At 57.6% G+C, this 23,290-nt stretch carries 18 protein-coding genes and 1 pseudogene; 11 read left to right on the top strand and 8 right to left on the bottom strand.

The genetic code is table 11. The features are described from left to right. Positions 1-102 precede the first annotated feature (102 nt). The 6 genes from tssI to BLU63_RS23740 all read left to right on the top strand — a co-directional run bounded on the left by tssI (position 103) and on the right by BLU63_RS23740 (position 9,798). Positions 103-2,145, top strand: coding sequence for a type VI secretion system Vgr family protein (gene tssI, locus BLU63_RS23770; protein ID WP_083376396.1), 2,043 nt, complete (start codon positions 103-105; stop codon positions 2,143-2,145). After that, positions 2,135-2,872 (top strand): DUF4123 domain-containing protein, encoded by a 738-nt coding sequence (locus BLU63_RS23765; protein ID WP_083376395.1) that lies wholly within the window; start codon positions 2,135-2,137, stop codon positions 2,870-2,872. The genes tssI and BLU63_RS23765 overlap by 11 nt, the downstream gene beginning before the upstream one ends. Next, complete coding sequence (locus tag BLU63_RS23760; RefSeq protein WP_083376394.1) at positions 2,872-7,518, top strand: RHS repeat-associated core domain-containing protein; 4,647 nt, start codon at positions 2,872-2,874, stop codon at positions 7,516-7,518. The genes BLU63_RS23765 and BLU63_RS23760 overlap by 1 nt, the downstream gene beginning before the upstream one ends. 7 nt (positions 7,519-7,525) lie before the next feature. Beyond that, positions 7,526-7,858, top strand: coding sequence for a hypothetical protein (locus BLU63_RS23755; protein ID WP_010455584.1), 333 nt, complete (start codon positions 7,526-7,528; stop codon positions 7,856-7,858). Between the two features lie 378 nt (positions 7,859-8,236). After that, complete coding sequence (locus tag BLU63_RS23750; protein WP_083376393.1) at positions 8,237-8,587, top strand: hypothetical protein; 351 nt, start codon at positions 8,237-8,239, stop codon at positions 8,585-8,587. Between the two features lie 608 nt (positions 8,588-9,195). Beyond that, positions 9,196-9,798 carry a hypothetical protein gene (locus tag BLU63_RS23740; protein WP_083376392.1) on the top strand — a complete coding sequence of 201 codons (603 nt, stop codon included), beginning with the start codon at positions 9,196-9,198 and terminating at the stop codon, positions 9,796-9,798. A gap of 91 nt (positions 9,799-9,889) precedes the next feature. Here the strand turns inward: BLU63_RS23740 and BLU63_RS23735 are convergent. The 8 genes and pseudogenes from BLU63_RS23735 to BLU63_RS23705 form a co-directional block, all read right to left on the bottom strand. Continuing rightward, positions 9,890-10,542, bottom strand: a pseudogene (locus BLU63_RS23735) (VanW family protein); the annotation flags it as partial. 279 nt (positions 10,543-10,821) lie between these two features. Next, a complete protein-coding gene (locus BLU63_RS23730) occupies positions 10,822-11,400 on the bottom strand; it encodes a hypothetical protein (RefSeq protein WP_083376391.1) in 579 nt (192 codons plus the stop codon). 86 nt (positions 11,401-11,486) lie between these two features. Further along, positions 11,487-11,660, bottom strand: coding sequence for a hypothetical protein (locus BLU63_RS33090; protein WP_010455603.1), 174 nt, complete (start codon positions 11,658-11,660; stop codon positions 11,487-11,489). Positions 11,661-11,671: 11 nt separating this feature from the next. After that, a complete protein-coding gene (locus BLU63_RS23725) occupies positions 11,672-11,914 on the bottom strand; it encodes a hypothetical protein (protein ID WP_083376390.1) in 243 nt (80 codons plus the stop codon). 62 nt (positions 11,915-11,976) lie between these two features. Continuing rightward, positions 11,977-13,032, bottom strand: a complete 1,056-nt coding sequence (locus tag BLU63_RS23720) for a lipocalin-like domain-containing protein (RefSeq protein ID WP_083376389.1) — start codon at positions 13,030-13,032, stop codon at positions 11,977-11,979. After that, a complete protein-coding gene (locus tag BLU63_RS23715; RefSeq protein ID WP_083376388.1) occupies positions 13,022-15,493 on the bottom strand; it encodes an FtsX-like permease family protein in 2,472 nt (823 codons plus the stop codon). The genes BLU63_RS23720 and BLU63_RS23715 overlap by 11 nt, the downstream gene beginning before the upstream one ends. A gap of 1 nt (position 15,494) precedes the next feature. Further along, the gene (locus BLU63_RS23710; RefSeq protein WP_077749058.1) at positions 15,495-16,163 is read right to left on the bottom strand and encodes an ABC transporter ATP-binding protein; all 669 of its coding nucleotides are present in this window, start codon (positions 16,161-16,163) and stop codon (positions 15,495-15,497) included. Positions 16,164-16,342: 179 nt separating this feature from the next. Then, entirely contained in the window at positions 16,343-18,040 is a 1,698-nt protein-coding gene (locus BLU63_RS23705) for a sulfatase-like hydrolase/transferase (protein ID WP_083376387.1), read from the bottom strand. 388 nt (positions 18,041-18,428) lie between these two features. Here BLU63_RS23705 and BLU63_RS23700 point away from each other — a divergent pair, with 388 nt between their 5' ends. Genes BLU63_RS23700 through BLU63_RS23680 form a run of 5 tightly spaced genes read left to right on the top strand, consistent with a single transcriptional unit; the run spans position 18,429 to position 23,275 of the window. After that, a complete protein-coding gene (locus BLU63_RS23700) occupies positions 18,429-19,781 on the top strand; it encodes a UDP-glucose dehydrogenase family protein (protein WP_010455615.1) in 1,353 nt (450 codons plus the stop codon). Then, a complete protein-coding gene (locus BLU63_RS23695) occupies positions 19,778-20,836 on the top strand; it encodes an NAD-dependent epimerase (protein ID WP_010455617.1) in 1,059 nt (352 codons plus the stop codon). The genes BLU63_RS23700 and BLU63_RS23695 overlap by 4 nt, the downstream gene beginning before the upstream one ends. Further along, positions 20,833-21,579, top strand: a complete 747-nt coding sequence (locus tag BLU63_RS23690; protein ID WP_010455619.1) for a sugar transferase — start codon at positions 20,833-20,835, stop codon at positions 21,577-21,579. The genes BLU63_RS23695 and BLU63_RS23690 overlap by 4 nt, the downstream gene beginning before the upstream one ends. Continuing rightward, the gene (locus BLU63_RS23685) at positions 21,580-22,227 is read left to right on the top strand and encodes a CpsD/CapB family tyrosine-protein kinase (RefSeq protein WP_010455621.1); all 648 of its coding nucleotides are present in this window, start codon (positions 21,580-21,582) and stop codon (positions 22,225-22,227) included. It begins immediately after the preceding gene. Between the two features lie 22 nt (positions 22,228-22,249). Then, positions 22,250-23,275, top strand: coding sequence for a polysaccharide biosynthesis/export family protein (locus BLU63_RS23680; protein WP_010455623.1), 1,026 nt, complete (start codon positions 22,250-22,252; stop codon positions 23,273-23,275). Positions 23,276-23,290 lie beyond the last annotated feature (15 nt).

Genomic DNA, 23,290 nt, shown 5'->3' with positions numbered 1-23,290 from the left:
GCTCTGCTGGTCGATGTTGTTTCCGCCCTTCCAGAATTTCGCGTCCGTTGACCCGGTTTCCGGGTGTCAGCGCATGCCGCAGCACTGCACGAGGAACAAGGGATGTTCGCGCCGGCCAATCAAACTCACTTTGCCCTGACCATCGAAGGTCTTTCCAGCGACTTCCAGGTCTTTTCCCTGCAAGGTCGGGAAGCCATCAGCCAGCCTTTTGTGTTTGAGGTGGAGCTGGTCAGTGAACAGCCGTCCCTGGACCTCGAGACCCTGCTGCACAAACCGGCCTTTTTGCAGCTCTCGCCTGACGGCAGCGGCATCCATGGCCTGATCTATCGCGCCGCCCAAGGTGATTCCGGCAAACGCCTGACCCGCTACGCGGTGACCCTGCGCCCGCAACTGTCCTACCTTGCGCACCGCATCAACCAACGCATCTTCCAGAACCTCAGCGTGCCGAAAATCATCGGCATGGTCCTTGAAGAACACGGCATCCAAAGCAATGCCTATGAATTCAAAGTCGGGGCGATCTATCCCGAGCGCATTTATTGCGTTCAGTACGATGAATCGGACCTGCAGTTCATCCAGCGCCTGTGCGAGGAAGAAGGTATCCACTACCACTTCCAGCACAGCGCCACGGCCCACAAACTGGTGTTCGGCGATGACCAGACGGTGTTCCCGAAACTCGCACCCGTGGCCTACCAGCAAGACTCCGGCATGGTCGCCAACAACCCGGTAATCAAGCGCTTCGACCTGCGCCTGGAAACCCGCACCAGCCGCACCACCCGCCGCGACTACGACTTCGAAAAACCGCGCCTGACCCTCGAAAGCGAAAACCGCGGCGACGCCCTGCCCGACCTCGAAGACTACGACTACCCCGGTCGCTTCATCGACCGCGAGCGCGGCAAACACCTGGCCAAGCGCAACCTGGAACGCCACCGCAGCGACTTCCAACTGGCCGAAGGCAAAAGCGATCAGCCGTTGCTGGTCAGCGGCCATTTCCTGGCCCTGACCCAACACCCTAAGCCTAAATGGAACGACCTTTGGCTGCTGACCGAAGTCCTGCACGAAGGCAAACAGCCGCAGGTGCTGGAAGAATCGGTCACCAGCGACACCACCAGCCTCAAGGGCGATTTCCACCAGGGTTATCGCAACCGCTTCCAGGCCACCCCATGGGACGTGCCGAACCGCCCGCCGCTGACACAAAAGAAACCGCGCATCCTCGGCAGCCAAAGCGCCGTGGTTACCGGGCCCAAAGGTGAAGAGATCCACTGCGACCAGTACGGCCGCGTCAAAGTGCAATTCCACTGGGACCGCGAAGGTCAGGCCGACGACAAGACCAGCTGCTGGCTGCGCGTCTCCTCCGCCTGGGCCGGCGCCCACTACGGCGGCATCGCCATCCCGCGGATCGGCATGGAAGTGCTCGTCACCTTCCTCGAAGGCGACCCCGACCAACCGCTGATCAGCGGCTGCCTGTACCACAAGGAAAACGTCGTCCCCTACCCGCTGCCGGCGAACAAAACCCGCAGCACTTTCAAAACCCTCAGCTCCAAGGGCGGTGGTGGCTTCAACGAACTGCGCATCGAAGACAAGAAAGGCCAGGAACAAATCTTCCTGCACGCCCAGCGCGACTGGGACGAAAACGTCGAACACGACCAGAAAATCCGCGTCGGCAACGAACGCCACGACACCGTCGAGCAAAACAGCTACAGCGAATTCAAGGCCGAAGAACACCACACCGTCTACGCCGACCGCAAAGTCGAAGCCCGGGCGAACGACCACCTGACCGTGGGCGTGAACCAGCACATCAAGATTGGTACCGGGCAATTCATCGACGCGGGCCAGGAGATTCACCTGAGCAGCGGCATGAAAGTCGTGTTGGAAGCCGGCAGTGAACTGACCCTGATCGGCGGTGGCAGCTTTATCAAGATCGACGCCAGCGGCGTGACCATGAGCGGGCCGGTGATCAACATGAACTCCGGGGGTGGGCCGGGAAGCGGGACGGGGGCTGCGCCGTTGTTGCCGGGGGTGTTGAAGCAGACGGATGCGGATAAGGCTGGGGCGGTTTTGACACCGGCGCAGATCAATACGTTGAAGCGGAATGCGCCGTTCTGTGAAGAGTGCGAGAAGTGTAAGGCAGGTGCTTGTGCGATCTGATCTGTTGACGCCACAAGCGTGGCTTGCTGAAAAACCGTTGCAAGCAGACGAACGCCTGTACCTGATCGTCAGCGCCGCCAGCGATGCTGAAGCGCTCAAGACGCTTTATCAAAATGAACCCATGACCCAAGCGACCCCGATCTGGGGCGGAACGCCCTACGCGGGCTGGCAACAGGTCATGCCCTACCTCGTCGAGTTGAAACCCACCTCCGGTTTTCTGCAGTGGATTGCCGAATCGGATGCGCGGGACTGGGGTTGGCTGGCGGTTTCATCCAGCACGCCTGAGGTGGTGTTCGAACACCTTCGCAGTTTGACCCAGGTGCGTATGCCCGATGGGACCGAGGTGTTTTTCCGGTTTTGGGATGGGCGGCATATCTTGCCGATTCTTGAAGGATTGGGTGATGCGGCGGGTGAAGTGCTGCCGGTGTTTGATCGGTATTTGATTAATGGGAAGCGTCTGGAGGTTGGGCCGCGGGTTGTGCCGCCAGCGAAGGATTGGCCGTGGTGGGAAGTGCCCAAGACGTTGCTCGATGGCTTGGCCAAGAAAAACCCGTCAACCCTGATTGGCAACTTGATGCAATGGCTGGAAGAGGAACGTCCAGACATCTACGCCGCTTACCCTGAGAGCAACCTGAAGCTGAAAATCGCACGTTTCGTGGGTCGCCCGGATGCTCCGCAAAACCTGAATGAAGTACTGTTAAACCACCTGATTCTGGAGCAAGGCTGATGGATCGCGTTGCCTACGTTGACAACCAACTGAGTACGTTCAAGGACAGTCTGAAGCTGTATCAGGAACAAACCAAAACCTGGTACGCGAAGGTCGCCGATAAAGGCAGCCGCGCAACAGACCTACCCTCCCTGCTCGGCATGGAACGAGTGATAAAGGTTGCCGGCACCAGTAAATCGGTCAGCATGACCGACGGTGACTTCTCCTCTAACGTGGCTCAGTGTCCCCTCAAAGGCCCGCTGCTGATCGAAAGCAAATTCGAATCGGTCTATGACATTCCGCTGGGCGATATCGAAGTCGAAATCGTCGCGGTAGAAGGCGGCGCGATCAGCAAGGTCAAACTGGATGCTCAAGGCAAAGCGGCCTGGACAGGTGGTGTGCCCGGCAAGTTCTACAAGATCCGCGTTCACAATGAAGTGACATCGGCGCAGATTGATACGTTGTTCAGCTCCTATGGCGGTCTCACCGCGGACCTGGAAGGCTTCCTGCGCAAGGAGTGGGCCGGTTTCAAACCGCAATGGTCCAACGTATCCGCCTCAGGCACCGCCATGGCCGTCGGCAATGGCATTCTTGAGGGTGGTTGGGAAGCGATCAAAGGCGTCTGGGACGGCATCAGTCTGGTGCTCGACATCCTGCAAGACCCGAGCAAGTTTGCGAAGGATCTCGGGGCTGGCACCCAGAAACTTATCGATCTGGCCAAACAAGCGCCCGACGTCATGAAAAAGGCCATGTTGCTGGCCAGCGACGAGGCCGCCCTGTTCCTGATGGTACGTAGCGCCGTTATCTGGCTCGCGGGCCTGCCACCGATGAAGATGGCCGGCGACGTCGCGAAAATGACCACGGCGGCGGTTGTCGGCATCGCCATCGATATCGTCATTTCGATTGTACTGACCATTGCGGCTGAAGGTACTGGCGTCATCTACCTTGCTGCACGGTTGAAGAAGTACGGCGAAATCATCATCAAGGCGGTCACCGGTTTTGTGGAGTCGGTGTTCAAGATCATCAAAGGCTTCATGGAATACGTCACGAAGTACACGGCTGTTGCGGCGCGTGGTGTGACGGCGCAGATGAAGAAGGGTTTGGCGCAGTTGCGTTTTGACGGGAAGAAAAACGCCAAACTGGGCAAAGGGAAGACCGGCGATGACGTTTCCAGACAGGCGACGACACCTGCCGACAAAAGTGCTGAGCCCGCCGCTAAAACCTGTACAGACAAGTGCCCCGTTTCGATGGTCACCGGCGAAGAGCTGTTGACGCTGAGTGATGGCCAGCTCGACGGTTTGTTGCCCTTTGAGTGGACGCGCCTGTACCGAACCAGTGCCGTGGAAATCGATTGTGGTCTGGGTTACGGCTGGAGCCATGCGCTGGCCCACCGTATCGAAATCAACGGTGACGAGGTCATCTGGACTGACCACGAAAACCGGGCCACGCCATTTCCGTTGCCGAGCCAGCAACGCCCCGCCATCACCAACAGCCTGTCCCGGGCTGCGATTTTTATCGGTGACGACCCATCGGAACTGGTACTGGCGCAGGCGGGCAACCGTCCTTCGTTCTACCACTTCCGCTTCAACAGCAAAGGCGCAACCCTGATCGCCATCAGCGACAGCTATGGCAACCGCTTGCATATCACCCGTGACATTCACGGCCGGATCAAACGCCTCGATAACGGTGCCGGTCGCGCCCTGCTCTTGCGTTATGACCGTAAGCACATCGTTGCCGTCGACTATCAGCAGTTCCTTCCGGCAGACAATCTGGAAGACGCCTGGAACACCGTCCAGACGTTGGTTACGTACAGCTATGACGCCCAGCATCGCCTGATCGAAGCGAAGAACGCTGCCGGCGAAGCCGAGCACTATCGCTACGACGATCAACACGTGATTCTTGAGCGGGAACTGGCAGGCGGCGCCAGTTTCTTCTGGGAATGGGAGAGCGAAGGCAAGTTGGCTCGCTGCATCCATCACTGGGCGAGTTTCTCGCAGATGGAAGCGCATTACGCCTGGGACGATAAAGGTAGCGTGACCGTTACCAACGCCGATGGCAGCGAAGAGGTCTACACCCACGACGATAAAGCGCGATTGATCAGCAAGGTTGACCCCGACGGAGCTGAACACCTCAAGGCCTATGACGAAAAAGGCCAATTGATCGCGGAAAAAGACCCACTGGGTGCCGTGACCGAATACCGGTATGACGAAGACGGCCTGATGACGGCTGTCATTCCCCCAGAAGATGAACCTGTTACTTACGAATACAGCAATGGATTCGTTAGCGATGTTCATCGCGGCAAAGCCACGTGGAAGTATCAACGCAACAACCAGGGCGACATCACTCAACAGATTGACCCGGATGGCAACGCCACCCTCTATAGCTACGATCGCCAGGGCCGTCTGCTGGAAATCCGCCACCCCGATGGCAGCCGCCATCAACTGGGTTGGAATAACCTCGGTCAACTGCTGGAAGAAAGCCTGCCCGACGGCGGCCAGCGCAAATACCGCTACGACGCCTTGGGCCGGCAGATCACCCGTCAGGAAGAAACCGGTGCGATCACCCACTACCAATGGGACGCCGCCAATCGCCTCGCACAGATCACCCTGCCCGGTGGCGCAACCCGGGCGTTTGCCTACAACGCCTACGGCAAAGTCACCGCCGAGCGTGACGAACTGGGTCGCATCACCCGCTACGAATACGCCGATGGCCTGCACCTGGTCAGCCGCCGCCTCAACCCGGATGGCAGCCAGCTGCGCTACCGCTACGACAACTCGCGCCTGTTGCTGACCGAGATCGAAAACGAGCGTGGCGAGCATTACCACCTCGACTACTACCCTAACGGCCTGATCCAGCAGGAAACCGGTTTCGACGGTCGCCGCACCACCTACGAGTACGACCTCAACGGCCAGTTGCTGAAGAAAACCGAATTCGGTGACGACGGCAGCGAACTGATTACCGAGTACCAGCGCGATGCCGCCGGCCGCTTGCTGGTAAAAACCCTGGCCGATGGCGAAGAAATTCACTACAGCTACGACGCGTTCGGGCGCCTCGTAAACGTCGACGACGGCCACTGGCCGCTCGCCTACGAATACGACCTGCAAGATCGTCTGATCACCGAGCACCAAGGCTGGGGCACGCTGCGCTACGAGTACGACAAACTCGGTCAACTCAGCCACTGCCGCCTCCCCGATGGCAGCAAACTAGATTATCGCCACCAATCCGGCGGCCGACTGAACAGCATCGACCTCAACGGCTCGCGCCTGACCACGCATCAATTCAGCGCCGGTCGCGAACTACAGCGCCAACAAGGCCTGTTGCTGAGCCAATACCAGTACGACGAACAAGGCCGGTTACAGGCCCACACCGTCAGCCAGCAGGAACGCAACCTGTTCCGCCGCCGCTACGCCTATGACGCCAATGGCAACCTCGCCGGCATCGACGACAGCCGTAAAGGCAATCGCAGCTACCACTACGATCCGCTCGATCGGCTGATCAACGTTCGCGGCAGCACCCCGGAAAGCTTCGCCCACGACCCGGCCGGTAACTTGCTGGGCCAAGGCGACCAAATCAGTGCGAACCTGGCCAACGTCAAAGGCAACCGTCTGCTGATGCAGGGCGACCGTCACTACGACTACGACGCCTACGGCAACCTCACCCGCGAACGTCGCGGCACCGGGCAAAAACTCGTCACCGAATACAACTACGACTGCCAGCACCGCTTGATCGGCGCCAGCCTGCCGGGTGGCAGCGTCGCAACCTACAAATACGACGCCTTCGGCCGCCGTATCGAAAAAACCGTCGATGGCAGCACCACCGAATTCCTGTGGCAAGGCGAACGCCTGATCGCGGAAAGTGCCAATGACCGATATCGCACTTACATCTATGAGCCGGGCAGCTTCCGGCCGCTGGCAATGCTCGACGGTGAAGGCCCGCTGAAGGCCACACCGTATTACTACCAACTCGACCACCTCGGTACACCGCAGGAACTGACCGACTACAGCGGTGAGATCATGTGGTCTGCCAAGTACCGCGCTTACGGGAACCTCGCAGCCCTCGACGTGGCTGAAATCGACAACCCGTTGCGCTTTCAGGGGCAGTACTTCGATGCGGAGACAGGCTTACATTACAACCGGCATCGCTACTACAATCCGGGGACCGGGCGGTATCTGACGCCGGATCCGATCAAGCTTGCGGGTGGGTTGAATAACTACCAGTACGTGCCTAACCCTACGGGGTGGGTGGATCCGTTGGGGTTGGTAACTACAAAACCTCAATGCCCTGGAAATACCAAGACAAAAGTACCGATTAACCATAAACAAAATGGGGATTTGGACTGGAATGGAGTCGATAAAAAAGGACTAACTCGAGCAGACCACGTACGTCGACATGGCGCGGACGACCCCACCAGACCGGTACCTCATGGTGTCTTTACAGAGGAACCAATAAAAGCGACGGAAAATGCGTGGGCGATAGCCAAGCGCGATGGTATAACCCCATACGTCGAACAACCTGGTAACGGAAACTGGATTTACGATGTCCCATACCCAAATGCAGGATTTAAAGGTGGACTCCCAGGCGCAGCGGACGGTCATCCGGTATTGAACTCAATTAGAATTGTAGTTAAACCAAACACAAATAACGTTGTTACCGCATTCCCGATGTGAGGATCATATGGAAAAAATATTCTATGCTGCAGATGCATATGTGAGCACATACGGTCAAGGCGCAGACTTGATAATTATAAAATCGCCAGAAGGCACTATATACGGAGCCGCCTGCGAGTTTGATATATGCACAAAAGACATAACTAAAGTCTCTATTCAACAAGGTGAGACTTTTGATGCTAGTGATAAAAAATTTGAAGAAGCTGAATGGCTTGAATATACAGATGACATAGGAACCACTCCCGCCGGATGGGAAGACATCGTAAACGCAGGTCTATCGGATTTTGTATCCGGATACCAACTAGAAAGTGAAGTTGTAATTCACAGATTCAAAAAATAAAAAAAAATTGACAAAAAGGGGACAGATTTATTTTCACTAGAGAAAATAAATCTGTCCCCATTTTCATACTTACAAAAAGATATCGACCTTAATTAATATAAAATCAACACTCCAACCGATGAAAAAAACCGAAGCATCTAACAAACTAATAGAGTTTGATTTTTATTTTTCTGATGGCAGAGAGTGGTGTCCTGCAGAGTATTTGAGTATTTAAGAGATAAGGGGCTTTTAAATGGAAAATTTAAAATGATAAGCTGGACTAGTCCTGATAATACATTATTGCACCCGACAAATGAACCGCAAAACAGATTATCGTGAAAGGAAAAAAGGGGACGGATTTTTTTCTCCCGTGAATATTTGCCGGAGCAATACGTAAACATGCACGAAGAAGCCTTCAAGAATCAAGGAGGCTCCTTTGTCGTTATTGACGAATGGATTGAACGCTCCAGCTATCCAACATTCCCTCCTAGGAAATTTGTAGGATTGCCGTCCGAAATGGACAATGTGGTTGCTAAGTACAAAGCTAGTGGTGGTAATTGGGAAGTGCTCAACAGGGAGCTCAATCTTGGCTCTGCAGACCTTTCATCTGCCAAAATCTATCTCGTCAAAATCAAGCCTGATGATCCTAGATTTAAATATGAAATTCCAAATGGCAATGAAGCAGGTGCTTATCCAAAAAAATGGGTGCCTGGAGGCGAGACAAAAGTGGAACAAAGGAAGCAGCTCTGATTGGATCTGAAAAAATCAATCACGGAGCGGACATGAATAAACTTTTGAGCCAATTTGATGACTGGGAACAACTTCAATGATCAGCAATTTTGAAAAAGCGTTAAACAGAGATGAATTCCAGAGTACTTCAGAGGTATCGGCATTTATTTCACAAAAGATCCTGACTGGGGAACTCAGTTACACATCATTAACTGGCAAGGACTTTGCGGCTTTCTCAAGACACAAAAAAATCCAGCGTCAGTTCTAAAAAATGCATTTGAAAAATACGTAACGACTGTAAAAAGCACCGTAGAAGACGCGAACGATCTTCTCGAAAATATAGGGTGCTATTACTCCATGCGAAAAAAAGCCCCAGCTTTATCGGAAGATGGATTTGACCTAATCAGGGATATGTCTAGCAAGGAAAAACTGACAATATCTAAATGTATGGAATTCCTGCGCCAAGAAATAAACAAAACGACGAACGCACAGGACATCGAGCTTTACAACAGGCGACTATCAAAGCTGATTAATGATGGCGGACCAACTGATTTAGAGAATCTTTAACAATAAAGATCTCCGAAAAAGCGGTTAAATAGACGGATTTATTTCATGACGGGAGCCTACCGATGCCTTATTCCGAACTGAAAAATGCAATTCAGCGTGCCGGCTTCACCATTAGCGAATTCTCGGACCAGCGAGTATTTTTCGGCTGCTGGTCACTCACTGTCGAAGGTTATGGACAAAGCTACTTGATCGTCAACGAAGGACGTGAGGGTTGGATGATATTCTATCTTAAGGAATCAGGTGGGGCATTTATTGAGCTGGATAAAAAAGAATCTGCCTGGATGGACGACATTGACAGGGCGACCCAATGCCTTATCTGGCTTTCCGGCTCCCGCCTACCTCAGGAGTCCAAGGTCCGAAATTATTACGTAATTGCCGAAAAGGATCTTGTACCGGAGCTCCCCCATAGTTCTGAGTGGCCAAAGTTGATCGGGTATTGTTACGCCGATGACTATTTTCTTTTTTTTGAAGGCAAGGGACATGGATTGGGTGGATCTGCTGTCCCAGCTCACAAGGCCAATAATGCTGAATGGTTGAAACTTTTCTCTGCGCTAAATGCAGAGTGGTTCTTAGAGTTACTGGAAACTTCCCGGTTCGCGTCGGAAGAAGCATTTACCCTGGCACTGACCGCCAAAATTGGCTCGCTTGACGCTCGTAAATATTAAGAAAAATTTAGTGTTCAAGCACGCCTGTATCCGCTTCTACAGGCACAAATTTAAACAACAAAAAACGTGAGATCTTATGATCACCCGTTTTTCATCCATTCACCACCAACAAACTCTCCCCAACCTCACACTTAACAACCACCCAATTCCTATAAAGCCGCTCATTCCCCAACACCTCACTCCCCTGCCCTTTACTCCGCACCTCCCGCCAAATCTCATTCCCCCGAAACACCCGCCCACCCTCGCGCAAAAACCGATGCCCAACCTGATAAATGTGATACCAACCTCCACGCACCCGATCACACAACAATTCCCCTTCCAACTGCTGCTCGCCCACGTTCAACTTCAACTGAAAATGCCGATCCGTCGGGTTATGCAATACCAGATCAACGTAGTTATAAAAAATCGCCGCCCCTGAACCGAATGGCAGTACCCGACCGTCATCAGGAAACCGATCGAAGCTGTGGTTTGACCGCTCCACCACTAAAAGCGGCGACTGAATGGCTACCAAATGACAGGTCCATACCTTCGACGTAACCGCGTTTGCGGGTCAGTCGGCCGACCAGGCGGCAGAGGGAAAAGTATTCACCCGACGCGATGACTATGCCGTAATTGATGACACGGCCTGTTTGAGGTTGATGACTTTGTTGTGTTGCAGCGCAAAATATCGGAGTTGCCGAGTTTACGAGTCAGCTTGGAGGTGTGTTTGAGGTAGCGAAACGGCAAGCGGGATTCGGCGTTGATGTATCGCACCTGGGAGGTGTTCGCCCAGTGTAATGGCCTCGGCAATCCATGCACTGGTAAAGAGCCTTGCCACTGGGCGAACGGGAAGTATTTTAATGGAAGTTGGCGAAGTTGTCCGCATACATAATCATGAAATTTATCGATACAACATTAATTAAATGTCATCTTAAATATTATTTGTACGACAACAAAAACTCACCAGTTCGACCATTAAAACTGATTGTTCTTATACAAAAAAACTGTACGAGAACAATCAATATATAGAGCTAATACTCAACTTCAGTGTTTGCTGGTCACTGTGAGGATATCGGTGTAGGTCACGACGACACTCTGTCCAACTTTCAGGTCTTTCAATTTTGCTTGAACTTCGGGTCGTACAACGTCGATGGTCTTGGACTGGCCAGCAGGATTTTCAAAGGTCAGCTGGTTTTTCTTCAAGTCGATTTTGGTGATTTTCAGCTGAACCTGCACCTGACGGTAGGCTTCGCCGCCCGGGTTGTCGCTGCCGGGGGCGGCACGGACTTCGCCGGTGCGCTCGATGGTGCCTGGCAAACCTTTGTCGACATCGGTGTCGAGGTGGGCGGCGACGGAACTGGTGACCTTGATGTCGACTTGATCGCCGACTTTCAGATTACCGAGGTTTTTCGCCTTATCGGTCAGCTGTACATGGACCTGACGACCTTCCGGCCCTTCCAGGACAACCCGGTGATTAGCCGCGTCGACCGAGACGACTTTGGTGGTGACTTGATCCGCTTCCACAACGGCAGACAGCGGAATATCCGCAGCCATGGCGCCAAGACTGGCGGCAGACAGCAAGGTAGCGAGGGTGATGGCTTTCGTCAGTGCGTGGAGTTTCATAAGCATACTTTCCCTGTGATTGGGTGGCAGCAGACGGCTCTGGCCCGAGGGTCAGCGCCGACTGTGCAACTCAGCATAGACGCAGTTCAGGGATTTTTTGCAGTTTCTTGCGCGGTGGATTCACCGCTTTGCGTGCCCTTGCCGCTTTCCTTGCGCCGGGTCGGATCGGTGGGGCGCAGGGCATCGTTGTCGCGTTCGACTTCGCCGGGTGGTCGCGGTTCGTCAGGGTGTTCGGCGGTGTCGGGGGATTGGGGTTTCATGGTGGTTCTCCTCAGGCTTCGGGATCATCGACTTGTTGTGCAACGTTCACCGCGGGCGAGTCTTTGTGGGATTGCTCGGCCTTGGCCTTCAAGGTCTGCCACTGTTCCAGGTCAATGGCGCCCTGCCCCAGCAAGTCGTCGGCCACCCGCAGCAGTTCGCTGTAGTGGGCGTCGGGGGATTGCTGCCAGTAGGCCTTGTCTTCAAACAGGCGCTGCCAGGCATCGAGGTCAGGTGGTTTGAGGTCTTCGCTCATGACGGGCTCCATTGAATGGGCTTGTTAACTTAGGAGGCCGTCGCCGAACCGAGAGTTCCGACTCAATACCCGGTCATTTCCAGATAACCCGTGCCACCTTTGAATTGCACGGGGCCTTCCCAGTAGGGAATGCGCAAATCCATCCAGGCGTTGGGATTGAGGGCGGTGATGGAGATGTCGAGGTGTTTGGCCGGGATTTTGATCGCCCAGCGCACCGGCATTTCACGCCCGGCGACTTTGGCGGTGTCTTGCGGTGTGAGGCTGATGTCCGAGGCGTGCAATGACTGAGCCTGGCCTTGAGCATCGATCCACGTGCCTGTGAGGTAAGGCGCGCCGTCCTTTTGCCGCATGCGATAAAGCATGACCTGTTCGCCGCTGTCCAGGTGCAGCGAAAACCAGTCCCATCCTGTCTGGTTCGCAGTCAGTGGCTGACTGCTCCACTCGCGATCGAGCCAGGCCGGACCGCTGACCTGATAAGTCTTGCCGTCGATTTCCAGCGCGCCGCTGGCCTGGAAAAACGGTTGGCTGTAGTAATACGACGCCTGCCCTTGTTCGGATTTCTGACTGAAACCCTTGTCACCCTGAAGCACCAGCGGGCGGGTGGACGTTAGCCGCAGTTGGTAGCTGAAGCCCTTGTCCCGGGCGCTGAGTTGCAGGTCCGCCAAGGCATCGGCCCCCTGACTGCTGAAGCGCCAATCGTCGATCCAGGCATTGAACGGTGCGAGACTCACCCCCGCCTGCCCCACGCCACCACGGGCGTAACGTTCGGCCGCGTGATGGGCCGTTGCCGACGTCACGGCTGCGTGCCCCAGCCAAATGGTCTGATTGCCCCAACCCGACTGCTCCGGGACAGCTTTCAACGCGCTGCGAAACAACGTCCATTGCACGCCGAACTCGCGACCCTGATCGTCCTTGAGATTGGCAGTGACGTACCACCATTCGATGCGAAAGCCATCGTGAGGACCGTGATCTGCCGGGAAGCTGAATTCTCGCCCGGGCACTACCGGTGTGAATACGGAGGCGTCACCACCCAGACCTGCGAAGCCTTTCTCGTCAGGCGCGGGGTTGTCGCAGCCGCTCAACAAAACCAATAGCAACACGCCGACCTTAATCCTCATGCGCAAACGTCCTCAGCAGATCCGCCGGTTGAGTGCGGTACAGCGAATACAGCGGCCACGCCGACGCCAGTAACGTTGCGAGCAACGCCAGCCCCATCAATTGCAGCAGCTGCAACGGAAACACCCGCAACGGCAATCGCCAGCCAAACGCTTGCACGTTGATCACCGTGTCCAGGCACCACGCCAACGCGATCCCCAACGGCAATGCCAGCACCAGCGTCAGCGTCGCCAGCAGCCAGGTTTGTCCGAGGTTGAGCAGCATCAATTGCCGGCGCGTCACGCCCAGCGCCCACAGCGGCGCGAGTTGGCCGAGGCGGCTCTGGCTCTGCGTCAGCAGGCTGATGAACAACGCCACACCGGCGACGGCCAGGGTCAGGCTGTTGAGCGCGGCGGTGGCGGCGAAGGTGCGTTCGAACACTTGCGTGGACCAGCCCTTGAGGCGCGCCTGATCGACGATACGGCTGTCGTCCAGGGTAAAACGGCTTTGCAGCGTTTTGAGGAATGGCGCAATCAACGCGGGCTCGATGCGCAGGTTGAAACGATTGGGCGTGAGCTGCGGCCACCCGCGCAGCAAATGGTTGGCGTTCACCAGAAGGTGCCCCTTGGGGTTGCCGTAGTCGGCGTAAATCCCGACGATCCGAGGTGACCACGGGCCGCCCGGTGTGGGGATGGTCAAATGATCGCCGAGCCGCACCTTCAACCGGCGGGCCAGTTGTTCGCTGAGCATCAGCGCATCGTCCTTGGCCAAGCGGTCCCAGGGATTGTCGCCCAAGGCTTCCAGCAGCGGCCAATGCTGGCGATAGGTCGGGTGATCGATCACGCCGAAGATATCCGCCGGCCAGCCTTGCAGCTGGATCGATACCTGCCAGTTGGGCAGCACGGCAGTCAATGAAGGTTGCTGTTTGAGCCAGCTGTGCAGCTCTCGGGACTGGGCCGGGTTTTGCGGATTGACGTAAAGTTCGGCGGTCAGGCGTTGTTCGAGCCAGTCGTTGAAGGTCTGGCGAAAACCGGCGGTCATGCTGCCGGCACCGATGTTCGCCGCCAGCGCCAACAGCAGCGCCATCAGCGCCAGGCTCAGCGCCGGCAGTTGCTGACGGCAGTCGGCGAGAAACCATTGGCCGAGCACCGAATGACTGCGGCTCAGTGCCAGGTTCAAGACCAGATTCAGCACCACCGGCAAGGCCAGTGCGGCCCCGATCAGCAGAGCTGCCATCAGCACAAAACCACTGGCCAGGCTGTCCCCCCGGAACAAGGCGATAAGCGCGATGACAACGGCCAGTGCCGCGACCCAACCCTGACGCCGTAACCAGCGCGCGTGAGCCTGATGCCAGGCTTGCGGGTCGGCCAGGGCCAGCAACGGCAGGCGCGCCGCCCGCAGCAGACTGTTGGCCCCGGCCAGCAGCGCACCCAGCAGGCTCAAGCCCACCCCGCTGAACCACCACCACGGACTGAGGCTCAACTGCCCCGCCACTTCGGCGCCGTACAAACCGCGCAGACTGGCGGCCACGTCCGGCAACAACACGCTGGCCAGCAGGTAGCCGCTGGCGACGCCGGCAATACCGCCGATCATCGCCAGTGCTCCGAGTTCAACCACCAGACAGGTGATCAGCATTTGTGCGCTGACCCCACAGGCGCGCAGGGTTCTGAGCAAGCCTCGACGTTGCTCCAGCGCCAGCCCGATTGCGGCGTGAACGATGAACAGGCCGACCACGAAGGACAGAAAACCCAAGGCATCGAGGTTCAAGTGAAAGCTTTCCGTCAGCCGCGAGAGATTGTTTTCTTCACCGCTGGTTTTGAGCTGCAACTGGCCTTTGTATTGATCGGGCAGTGCGGCGCTGAAATCCTTGGGCAACAACAGGCGTGACAGTTGCTCCGGCAGGCCGAGAATCTGCTGGGCGAAGCCGATGTCCACCAGCAACATGCCGGGGGCCATATCGGTTTGGACGTGCAGCGGTGGCAGAATCTCGCCATTAGAGCTCACTGGCCGCTCACCTTCGTGCAGACCCAACGTCTGCAAGGTCTGCGGTGAGATCCAGGTGCGGCCCGGCGGGGTGAAAAATTCGACAATCTGCTCGATCGCCAGCGACCGCCCTGCCACCGCCGAGCCGGCCGGCAGCGACACCGGTTCGATGCCCATCAGCTGCAGACGTTGTTCCTCATGGCCCTTGAGCGTCACCCGCCCTTGCAGCACGGGCGAGACCGGCCAGCCCGCGCGACGCAGGTCGACAAACACTTGCTGGGAAAAGGTCGCGCCACTGGGCGCACTGAGGCTGGCCTGCGGTTCACCGCCGATCAACTGACTGGCTCGCGCATAACTTTCACGTGCCTGGCTGTTCAGCGCCTCTACACCGGTCAGCAGGCTGGTGGCGAGCCAGAGCCCGGTCAGCACACTGAAAAATTGCACCGGGTGCTGCCACCAATGGCTGAGCAACGCCCGCAGCGTTTCGCGAAAGACGCGCACCTCAGTGTTCGCCCGCGCCAGCCAGACGGCCGCGATGCAGCACCACTTTCTCCGCCAGCCGTGCGGCAACGCGATGACTATGCGTGACCATCAACAAGGTGGTCGGACTGTCGTCGAGCAATTCCAGCAACAACTTCAACACTTCATCGCTGGTGGCTTCATCGAGGCTGCCGGTGGGCTCGTCGGCCAGCAACAATTTGGGCTTCGACGCCAGGGCGCGGCCCAAAGCGACTCGCTGCTGTTGCCCACCGGAGAGCTGCTCCGGGTAACGCCGCAGCAAATCACTCAAGCCCAGCCGCTGCACCAGGTGCGCCTGCCAGCGCGGATCATGCCGCCCGGCCAGGCGTGCCTGAAAAGCCAGATTGTCCTCGACCCGCAAGCTGCCGATCAGGTTGAACTGCTGGAACACCAGGCCGATTTCAGTCCGTCGCCAGTTCGCCAGCTGCCCTTCGTTCATCTGGTCCAGCCGATGCTCGCCGCTTTGAATGCTGCCGCGATCGACCTTGTCGAGGCCGGCGATCAAGTGCAGCAAGGTGCTCTTGCCACTGCCCGACTCACCCATCAGCGCCAGGCTGCTGCCGGGTTTCAATGTCAGGTCGACACCTTGCAGCACCGGCAAAGGACCTTGCGGAGTGGCGTAGCTTTTGAAGACGCCTTGGACCTGAAGCATGAAGGGAGGCTCGCTGAAGTCAGAGCGCCTAGGATAGCCGAGAGTACATCCGAAAACTTCTCTCTGATCTGGCTGACGCCATCGCGAGCAGGCTCACTCCCACAGGGGACTTGTGAACGACAGACACCCCTGCAGGAGCGAGCTGCTCGCGATGAGGCCGGATCAGTCAACCAAAAACCTCACTGCCCCACCGCAACATTTGTAGGCGCCTGCGAAGGCGTCACAATGCTGTTCAGATCAATATACTTCCACTCAGGCTTCGCCCCCAGCCGCGCATTGAACCGATAGTTGAACGTAAAGTCGTCCGCCGTCGGCACACTCAACGGCTTGCCATAAACCGCCTCGATCCCCGCCAGGTCATAGCCCATCAACTGCAACAATGTCGGGAAGATGTTGTAGTGACTCGACCGATCCTTGTTCGCGGCCAGCGCTTTCTGCCAATCCAGCGTGCGCAACTGATCCCCTTGAATCACCACCAGCGGCACCAAGCCCTCCTCCGCCACCGGATCACCGCCGCAGTGCAAATTCAACCCGGGATTGCCCCGTTCATGCAGGTCCTGCCCATGGTCCGAGGTGTAGATCAGCAGCGCATTGCTCATGTCTGCCTGGGCAAACACCCGTGAGAAAAACTCCCCGACGTTCCACAGCAAGGTGTTCTTGTAGGCGTTGCGGTAGAGCACCCAGTCATCCGGCTGACCGTTGAAACCATCGCGCTTGCCGGTGTCCGCGATCTCGACAAACTGCCCCCGAGGCAATGTCGGACGATAGGCCATGAACGCATCCGGGTACTTGTCATGCACCGGAAAATGCGCGCCCACCTTGTTGATCACCACCAGCTCGGGCTTGCCGTCGTTGAGCAGGTCGATCAGTTTCGCCGCGGCCGCCATGTCGCGATCACGCACGCTGGCCTGGTCGAATTGCACAAACTCGTCGATGTCCTTTTTCTCGGCGTCGTTCATCAGGTTCTGCAAGTTGCCCCCGGTGCGCTGGGCATCGATGTAGACGGTGCGCAGGCCGGCCTTCTTCGCGTACTGCCAGATCGACGGCATCGTGCTGTTGATACGCATGTAGTCGGCGCGGGTGCCGCCGTACCGCAGGGTGATGTTGGTGTCGGCACTGCAATTGGCAATGGACGCGGCGTAACCGTAATTGAAGATCGCGACGCCCGGGCGCGGTTCCTTGAGGTTGCTGTGCACACCGAACGGGGCGTTGATGTCCAGGTAGTTGCCGGAAATGCTTTCGTCGATGATCAGAACGATGTCGTGCCCCGGCGGCGCGTCGTTGCGCGCCAGGCTCACAGGCTCGCGTGGGCCGACGGTGTTGTGCAGGGCTTCATAGGTGAACAGGTTCAAGTAGGCCAGCGGCGTGTACATGATCGGCAGGCCACGGGCGCCTTCGCCGGCTCGCACGAACAACACCGCACTGAGCAGCAGCACTCCGAGCACCGGCGCCGCCACCAGCAACGCACCGGGCAGCGGCATTCGCCGACGCGGTTTGAGCCCGATACCAAACAACAGCAGCAAGCCGCCGACCACCCCGCTGATGATCGCGTCGCGGTACTGGTACGCCGCCTCCTGAATGAACCCGCCGGAATACACCAGCGACACGAAGCTGCTGTAGGTCAGGTAGTCGGCCGTGACGCGGGTATAGACATCGAAAAACACGGCAGACACAAACATCATCAGAGCTAATAGATGACGGATCAGCGTCTGGCGAATGTACGCGGTCATGAACAGCGCCACGGTCAGCCCGATAAACATCCCGCCAAACAGCAGCACCGGCAAACCCATTCCCAACGCGCTCAGGCGCTCCAGGTAATAGTCGTAATTTTTGAATAAGTAGAGAACTAAGAGCAGTTCTTTGAGATATCGAATCATAGTATTTCCGATGCTCGCGGCCGTCCGTTGGCCAATAGATTGTCAGCCATTTTTTGACACTAGCACCGGGCCATCAAAGCGCAAGAAATGTCGGGTTTTTACACAAAGCGTCAAAAAAACGTTGACTCAAATCTGACACACCTGACCGGCTACAACCCTTGTGTTTCAAGCCCTACGACCGTTTATCGTTTTCTTCGAATTGTGAAAAACCCGTCAAAACCGCGGCAAATCCAGCAGTGGCAAGCACTTGATGGCAAAACGCCCCAAAAATGGGGCTGTTATAGCTGCGCAACATGTCATTTTGCTGACACGTTTTCCCAACGCTGGGCTATACCCCTTTTGACAGTCTTATTTCAGTTCTTTCAACCGTCTTACGAGGCACGCCAATATGGACGTGAGCGTATTTGGTACGGGCTACGTCGGCCTGATACAAGCAGCGGCACTGGCCGATGTCGGACATCGTGTCTTATGTGTCGACATCGATCCCAACAAGATCAAGCAATTGCAACAGGCCGTGCCGCCGATCAGCGAACCGGGGTTATCCGGTACGCTGGAAGAGAACATCAAGGCCGGCCGTTTGCTGTTCACGACCCAGGCCAGCGATGCGGTCGAACACGCCGAGCTGATTTTCATCGCCGTCGGCACGCCCGCCGATGAAGACGGGTCGGCCGACCTCAGTCACGTACTGAATGTGGCCCGCCAGATCGCCAGTTACATGGAGGCCGATCGCACCCTGATCATCAAGTCCACCGTGCCGGTCGGCACCGCGGACCAAGTGGCCGCCACCGCCCACGAAGAACTGCTTCGTCGCGGCAAGAGCACCCTCAATGTGCGGGTGGTCTCCAACCCCGAGTTTCTCAAGGAAGGCAGCGCCCTCGCCGATTGCATGCGCCCGGACCGGATCATCGTCGGCACCGACGACGAGGAAGCCCGCGGCCAGCTCAGCGAGCTCTATGCGCCGTTCTGCCGCAACCATGAAAAGCTCATGTTCATGGACAACCGCAGTGCCGAGCTGACCAAATACGCGGCCAACGCGATGCTCGCCACGCGCATCAGCTTCATGAACGAACTGGCGAACCTCACCGAGCTGCTGGGGGCCGATATCGAAGCGGTTCGCAAAGGCATCGGTTCGGACCCACGCATCGGTTACCACTTCATCTACCCAGGTTGCGGTTTCGGTGGCTCGTGCTTCCCCAAGGATCTGCGCGCCCTGCTGCATACCGCCGAACACAACGGCATGCCGCTGCGCTTGCTGCGTAGCGTCACCGACGTCAACGACAGCCAACGCCACATTCTCTTTAGCAAACTCAAAGCACAATTCCCCGATGGGCTGGCCGGCAAATCCATCGCGATCTGGGGCCTGGCGTTCAAGCCCAACACCGATGACATGCGCGAAGCCCCCAGCCGTTACCTGATGGATGCGTTATGGGCTGAAGGCGCGAGCGTGCAGGCCTATGACCCGGAAGCCATGTCCGAATGCCGACGCATCTACGGCTACCGCAATGACCTGCACCTGTGCGCCACCCGCGACGACACGCTGGAGGACGCCGACGCCTTGGTGATCTGCACCGAGTGGAAAAACTTCCGCGTGGTCGACTTTGAATTGCTGGCAAGCAAACTGCGTTCGCGGGTGATCGTCGACGGTCGCAACCTCTACAACCCGGAACAGGTGGCGGCCGCCGGTTTGCACTACAGCGGCATCGGCCTGCGGCACATCGTTCCCGAGGCGCCGCGGCCATGAAGATTCTCGTCACCGGAGCGGCCGGTTTCATTGGTGCCCATTGCGTGTTGCGGTTGATCCGTGACGGGCACCAGGTGTTCGGCCTCGACAATTTCAATGATTACTACGACCCGCAACTCAAACACGACCGCGTGAATTGGGTGCAGGAGCAGGTTGGCGCTTTCCAGCTCGCGACGGTTGACCTGGCCGACGGTCCTGCCATCGAGGCCCTGTTTGTCCGTGAAAAGCCCGAGGTGGTGATTCATCTCGCGGCCCAGGCCGGGGTGCGTTACTCCCTGGAGAACCCACGGGCTTACCTCGACAGCAATTTGAGCGGGTTCCTCAACATTCTCGAAAGCTGCCGCAACCACCCGGTCAAGCACCTGGTCTACGCCTCGTCCAGTTCGGTGTATGGCGCCAACCAACACACGCCTTACTCGGTGAAGGACGGCGTCAACCATCCGCTGTCGCTGTACGCCGCGACCAAGAAAGCCAACGAGCTGATGGCCCACAGCTACAGCCACCTGTTCGGCATTCCCTGCACCGGCCTGCGTTTTTTCACCGTGTACGGGCCCTGGGGTCGGCCGGACATGTCGCCGATCCAGTTCGCCCGGGCGATTGCCGAAGGGCAGCCACTGAAGTTGTTCAACTACGGCGAACACCAGCGCGATTTCACCTACATCGACGACATCATCGAGAGCATCGCACGCCTGATCGACCGTCCACCGCAAGCCAACGCCGAATGGGACCGTGAACAACCGGACCCGGCCAGCAGCATGGCGCCGTGGCGGATCTTCAACATCGGCGGCCAGCACCCGGTGGAACTCAAGGATTACCTGGCGCTGCTGGAAAAACACCTTGGACAAAAAGCCCTCGTCGAGTTGCTGCCACTGCAGCCAGGCGACGTGCTCAACACCTGCGCCGATGCCAGCGACCTGGCTCGGGCAACCGGATTTCAGCCTTGTATCGAGCTGGATGAAGGACTCGGGCGCTTCATCGCCTGGTTCCGCGATTACTACCCACTGCCTATCGCCCACGCGCCGCTAGCGGCTGAACTTCAGCGGAGGATTCTATGACTGGACATGAAAAAACGGTGCCGATGCAACAGATGCGCCGAGACAAGCGCCTGGACCCGGAGCACCGAATGCGCCTCGACACCGCGATCCATATGCAGGGTCGTGGCTGGATGACCGGCCGTGACGGCGGTCGCCCCTGGACGCTGTCGCGCACCAATCGCGTGGTCGCCTGCCTCGGTGCGTTGGTGATTCTGCTGCTGATCTCGCCCATCTTGTTGGGCCTGGCACTGGCGATCAAATTCAGCAGCCCGGGACCGGTGATGTTCGTGCAGAAACGCACGGGCTACCGCGGTCGCATGTTCGGCATGTACAAGTTCCGCACCATGGTGGCCAACGCCGAGGAGCTCAAAGAATCCCTGCGTCACCTGAACAAGCACGGAGCCGACGCGATCGATTTCAAGATCGACAAGGACCCGCGCATCACCGGCATCGGTGGTTTCCTGCGGCGCAGCAGCCTGGATGAGCTGCCAAACCTGATCAATGTGGTGATGGGCGACATGCGCCTGGTGGGCCCGCGGCCAACCTCGTTCAACGCCTACCGCTACAAGGACAATCACCTTGCACGCCTGAGCATCTACCCCGGCATGACCGGCCTGTGGCAGATCTCCGGGCGCAGCAACATCGACTTCGACCAGCGCGTTGAGTTGGACCTCAGCTATATCGCCGAGCAGAGCCTGTTGCTTGATCTGAAGATCCTGTTGAAAACCCCCTTCAAAGTATTCAGCGGCCACGGAGCGAGTTAAATGGACGGTTCATCAGCCAAAAGCCTAAGCATTGCCAACCCGAGCGAGTCCAACCTGACCTCGACCGTGCTCGATCAAGATCTGCGGATCCTATTTCTGACCGCCGCCAACCCCGGCGCCGGCACCACCACCAGTGCCCTGGCGCTGGCCAGTCAGCTGGCGAAAATGAGCAGCGGCGAAGTGTTGCTGGTCGATGCCAGTCAGTCATCGACCAACCTCACGCAACAGATGGGGCTGACCAAGGAGCGCGGTTTTCGCGACCTGCTGTTCAACACCCAGAGCCCGCCCCTGCTGCAGGACTGCGTGGTGAACGTCTCCAGCCTGCCCTTCCACATCCTGCCCAACGGCCGGTATGTGCGTGGCACCGAGCACCTGACCCCTGAACGCCTGGGCCCGTTGCTCGATCAGCTCGGCAGTCAGTATCGCTTTGTGGTGATCGACGGCGACGCGGTGTATTCCGCCGCCGACACCATGATCATCAGTACCCAGGTGGACGGCGTGATCATGGTCGTGCGCTCCGAAGACACGCGCTGGGAAGTAGCCCAGGCGGCGGTTCAGCGCTTGACCCAGGCCGGCGCGAAACTGGTCGGCAGCGTCTTCAACCGGCGCAAGTACTACATGCCGAAATGGCTCTACAAAAACCTGTGAGCAATCAGAAAAGGATGACGACATGAACGCCAAAATGCTTGTCCTGCTGTTGCTGCCGCTTGCAGGTTGCTCCAGCACTTCCGAAACCCAGAACATGCCGGTGAATATCCTCACGGCCTCACCGGCCAACGCCCAGGCCACTGACATGCCCAAGGTCGAACAGACCTTGCGGCCACAGGATGTGCTGGACGTGATCTTTCACATCAGCACCAGCGGCTCGGACGCCTACCGCATCCAGTCCGGCGACCAGATCGGCCTGAACTTCACCGCTGCCAGCCAGCTCAACGGCAATCAACTGGTGCTGCCCGATGGCACCATTGAACTGCCGGGCGCCAACACCTCGGTGAAAATCGCCGGGCTGACGTCCGAACAGGCGCGTGAGGAAATCCAGCGCGCCTACCAGCGCAAACAGCTGTTCCAGCCTAACCGCAACCAGTTGTCCGTGCAGGTCATCAGCCCGCTGAGCAACGAGTCGAACCTCAAAAGTGCCCTGAACCACCCCGCTACCGGCATGAGCCGGGAGATCACCGTGGGCACCGACGGTTACGCCAGCTTCCCGGAAATCGGCGCCGTGCCGCTGCAAGGCATGACCGTCAATCAACTGGAAACCTTCCTCAACCAACGCTACGCGAAGCTGCCGGGGCGGATGACCGTCGACGTGCTGCTGAAGTCCACGGCGGGTAACGAAATCTATGTGCTGGGCGAAGTTGGCCAACCGGGGTCCTACCCGATTCGCCGGCCAGTCTCGGTGCTTGAAGCGCTGACCCTGGCCCGTGGCAGCAACACCAAGGCGCGGCTCGATTCGGTGATGATCATGCGCCGCAATGGCAACCAGGTGCAGGCCGTGCGCTACGACGTCGAAAAGGCTTTGGCCGGCGATGCGTCGCAGATTGCGTACCTGCAACCGGACGACATGCTCTATGTGCCGAAGACCAAACTGGCGAGCGCCGGTGAGCTCGCGCGGCAACTGGCAGACGTGGTGTTGTTCCAGGGCGTGGGCTTCAGCTTCGGCTACCGCGTCGACAACAAAGACAGTGACAGCAACTAACTCTCAGGTGACCGA

Source organism: Pseudomonas mandelii (genome assembly GCF_900106065.1).
In the GTDB taxonomy this organism is placed as follows: domain Bacteria; phylum Pseudomonadota; class Gammaproteobacteria; order Pseudomonadales; family Pseudomonadaceae; genus Aquipseudomonas; species Aquipseudomonas mandelii.
This window is presented reverse-complemented; position numbering and strand designations above follow the sequence as displayed.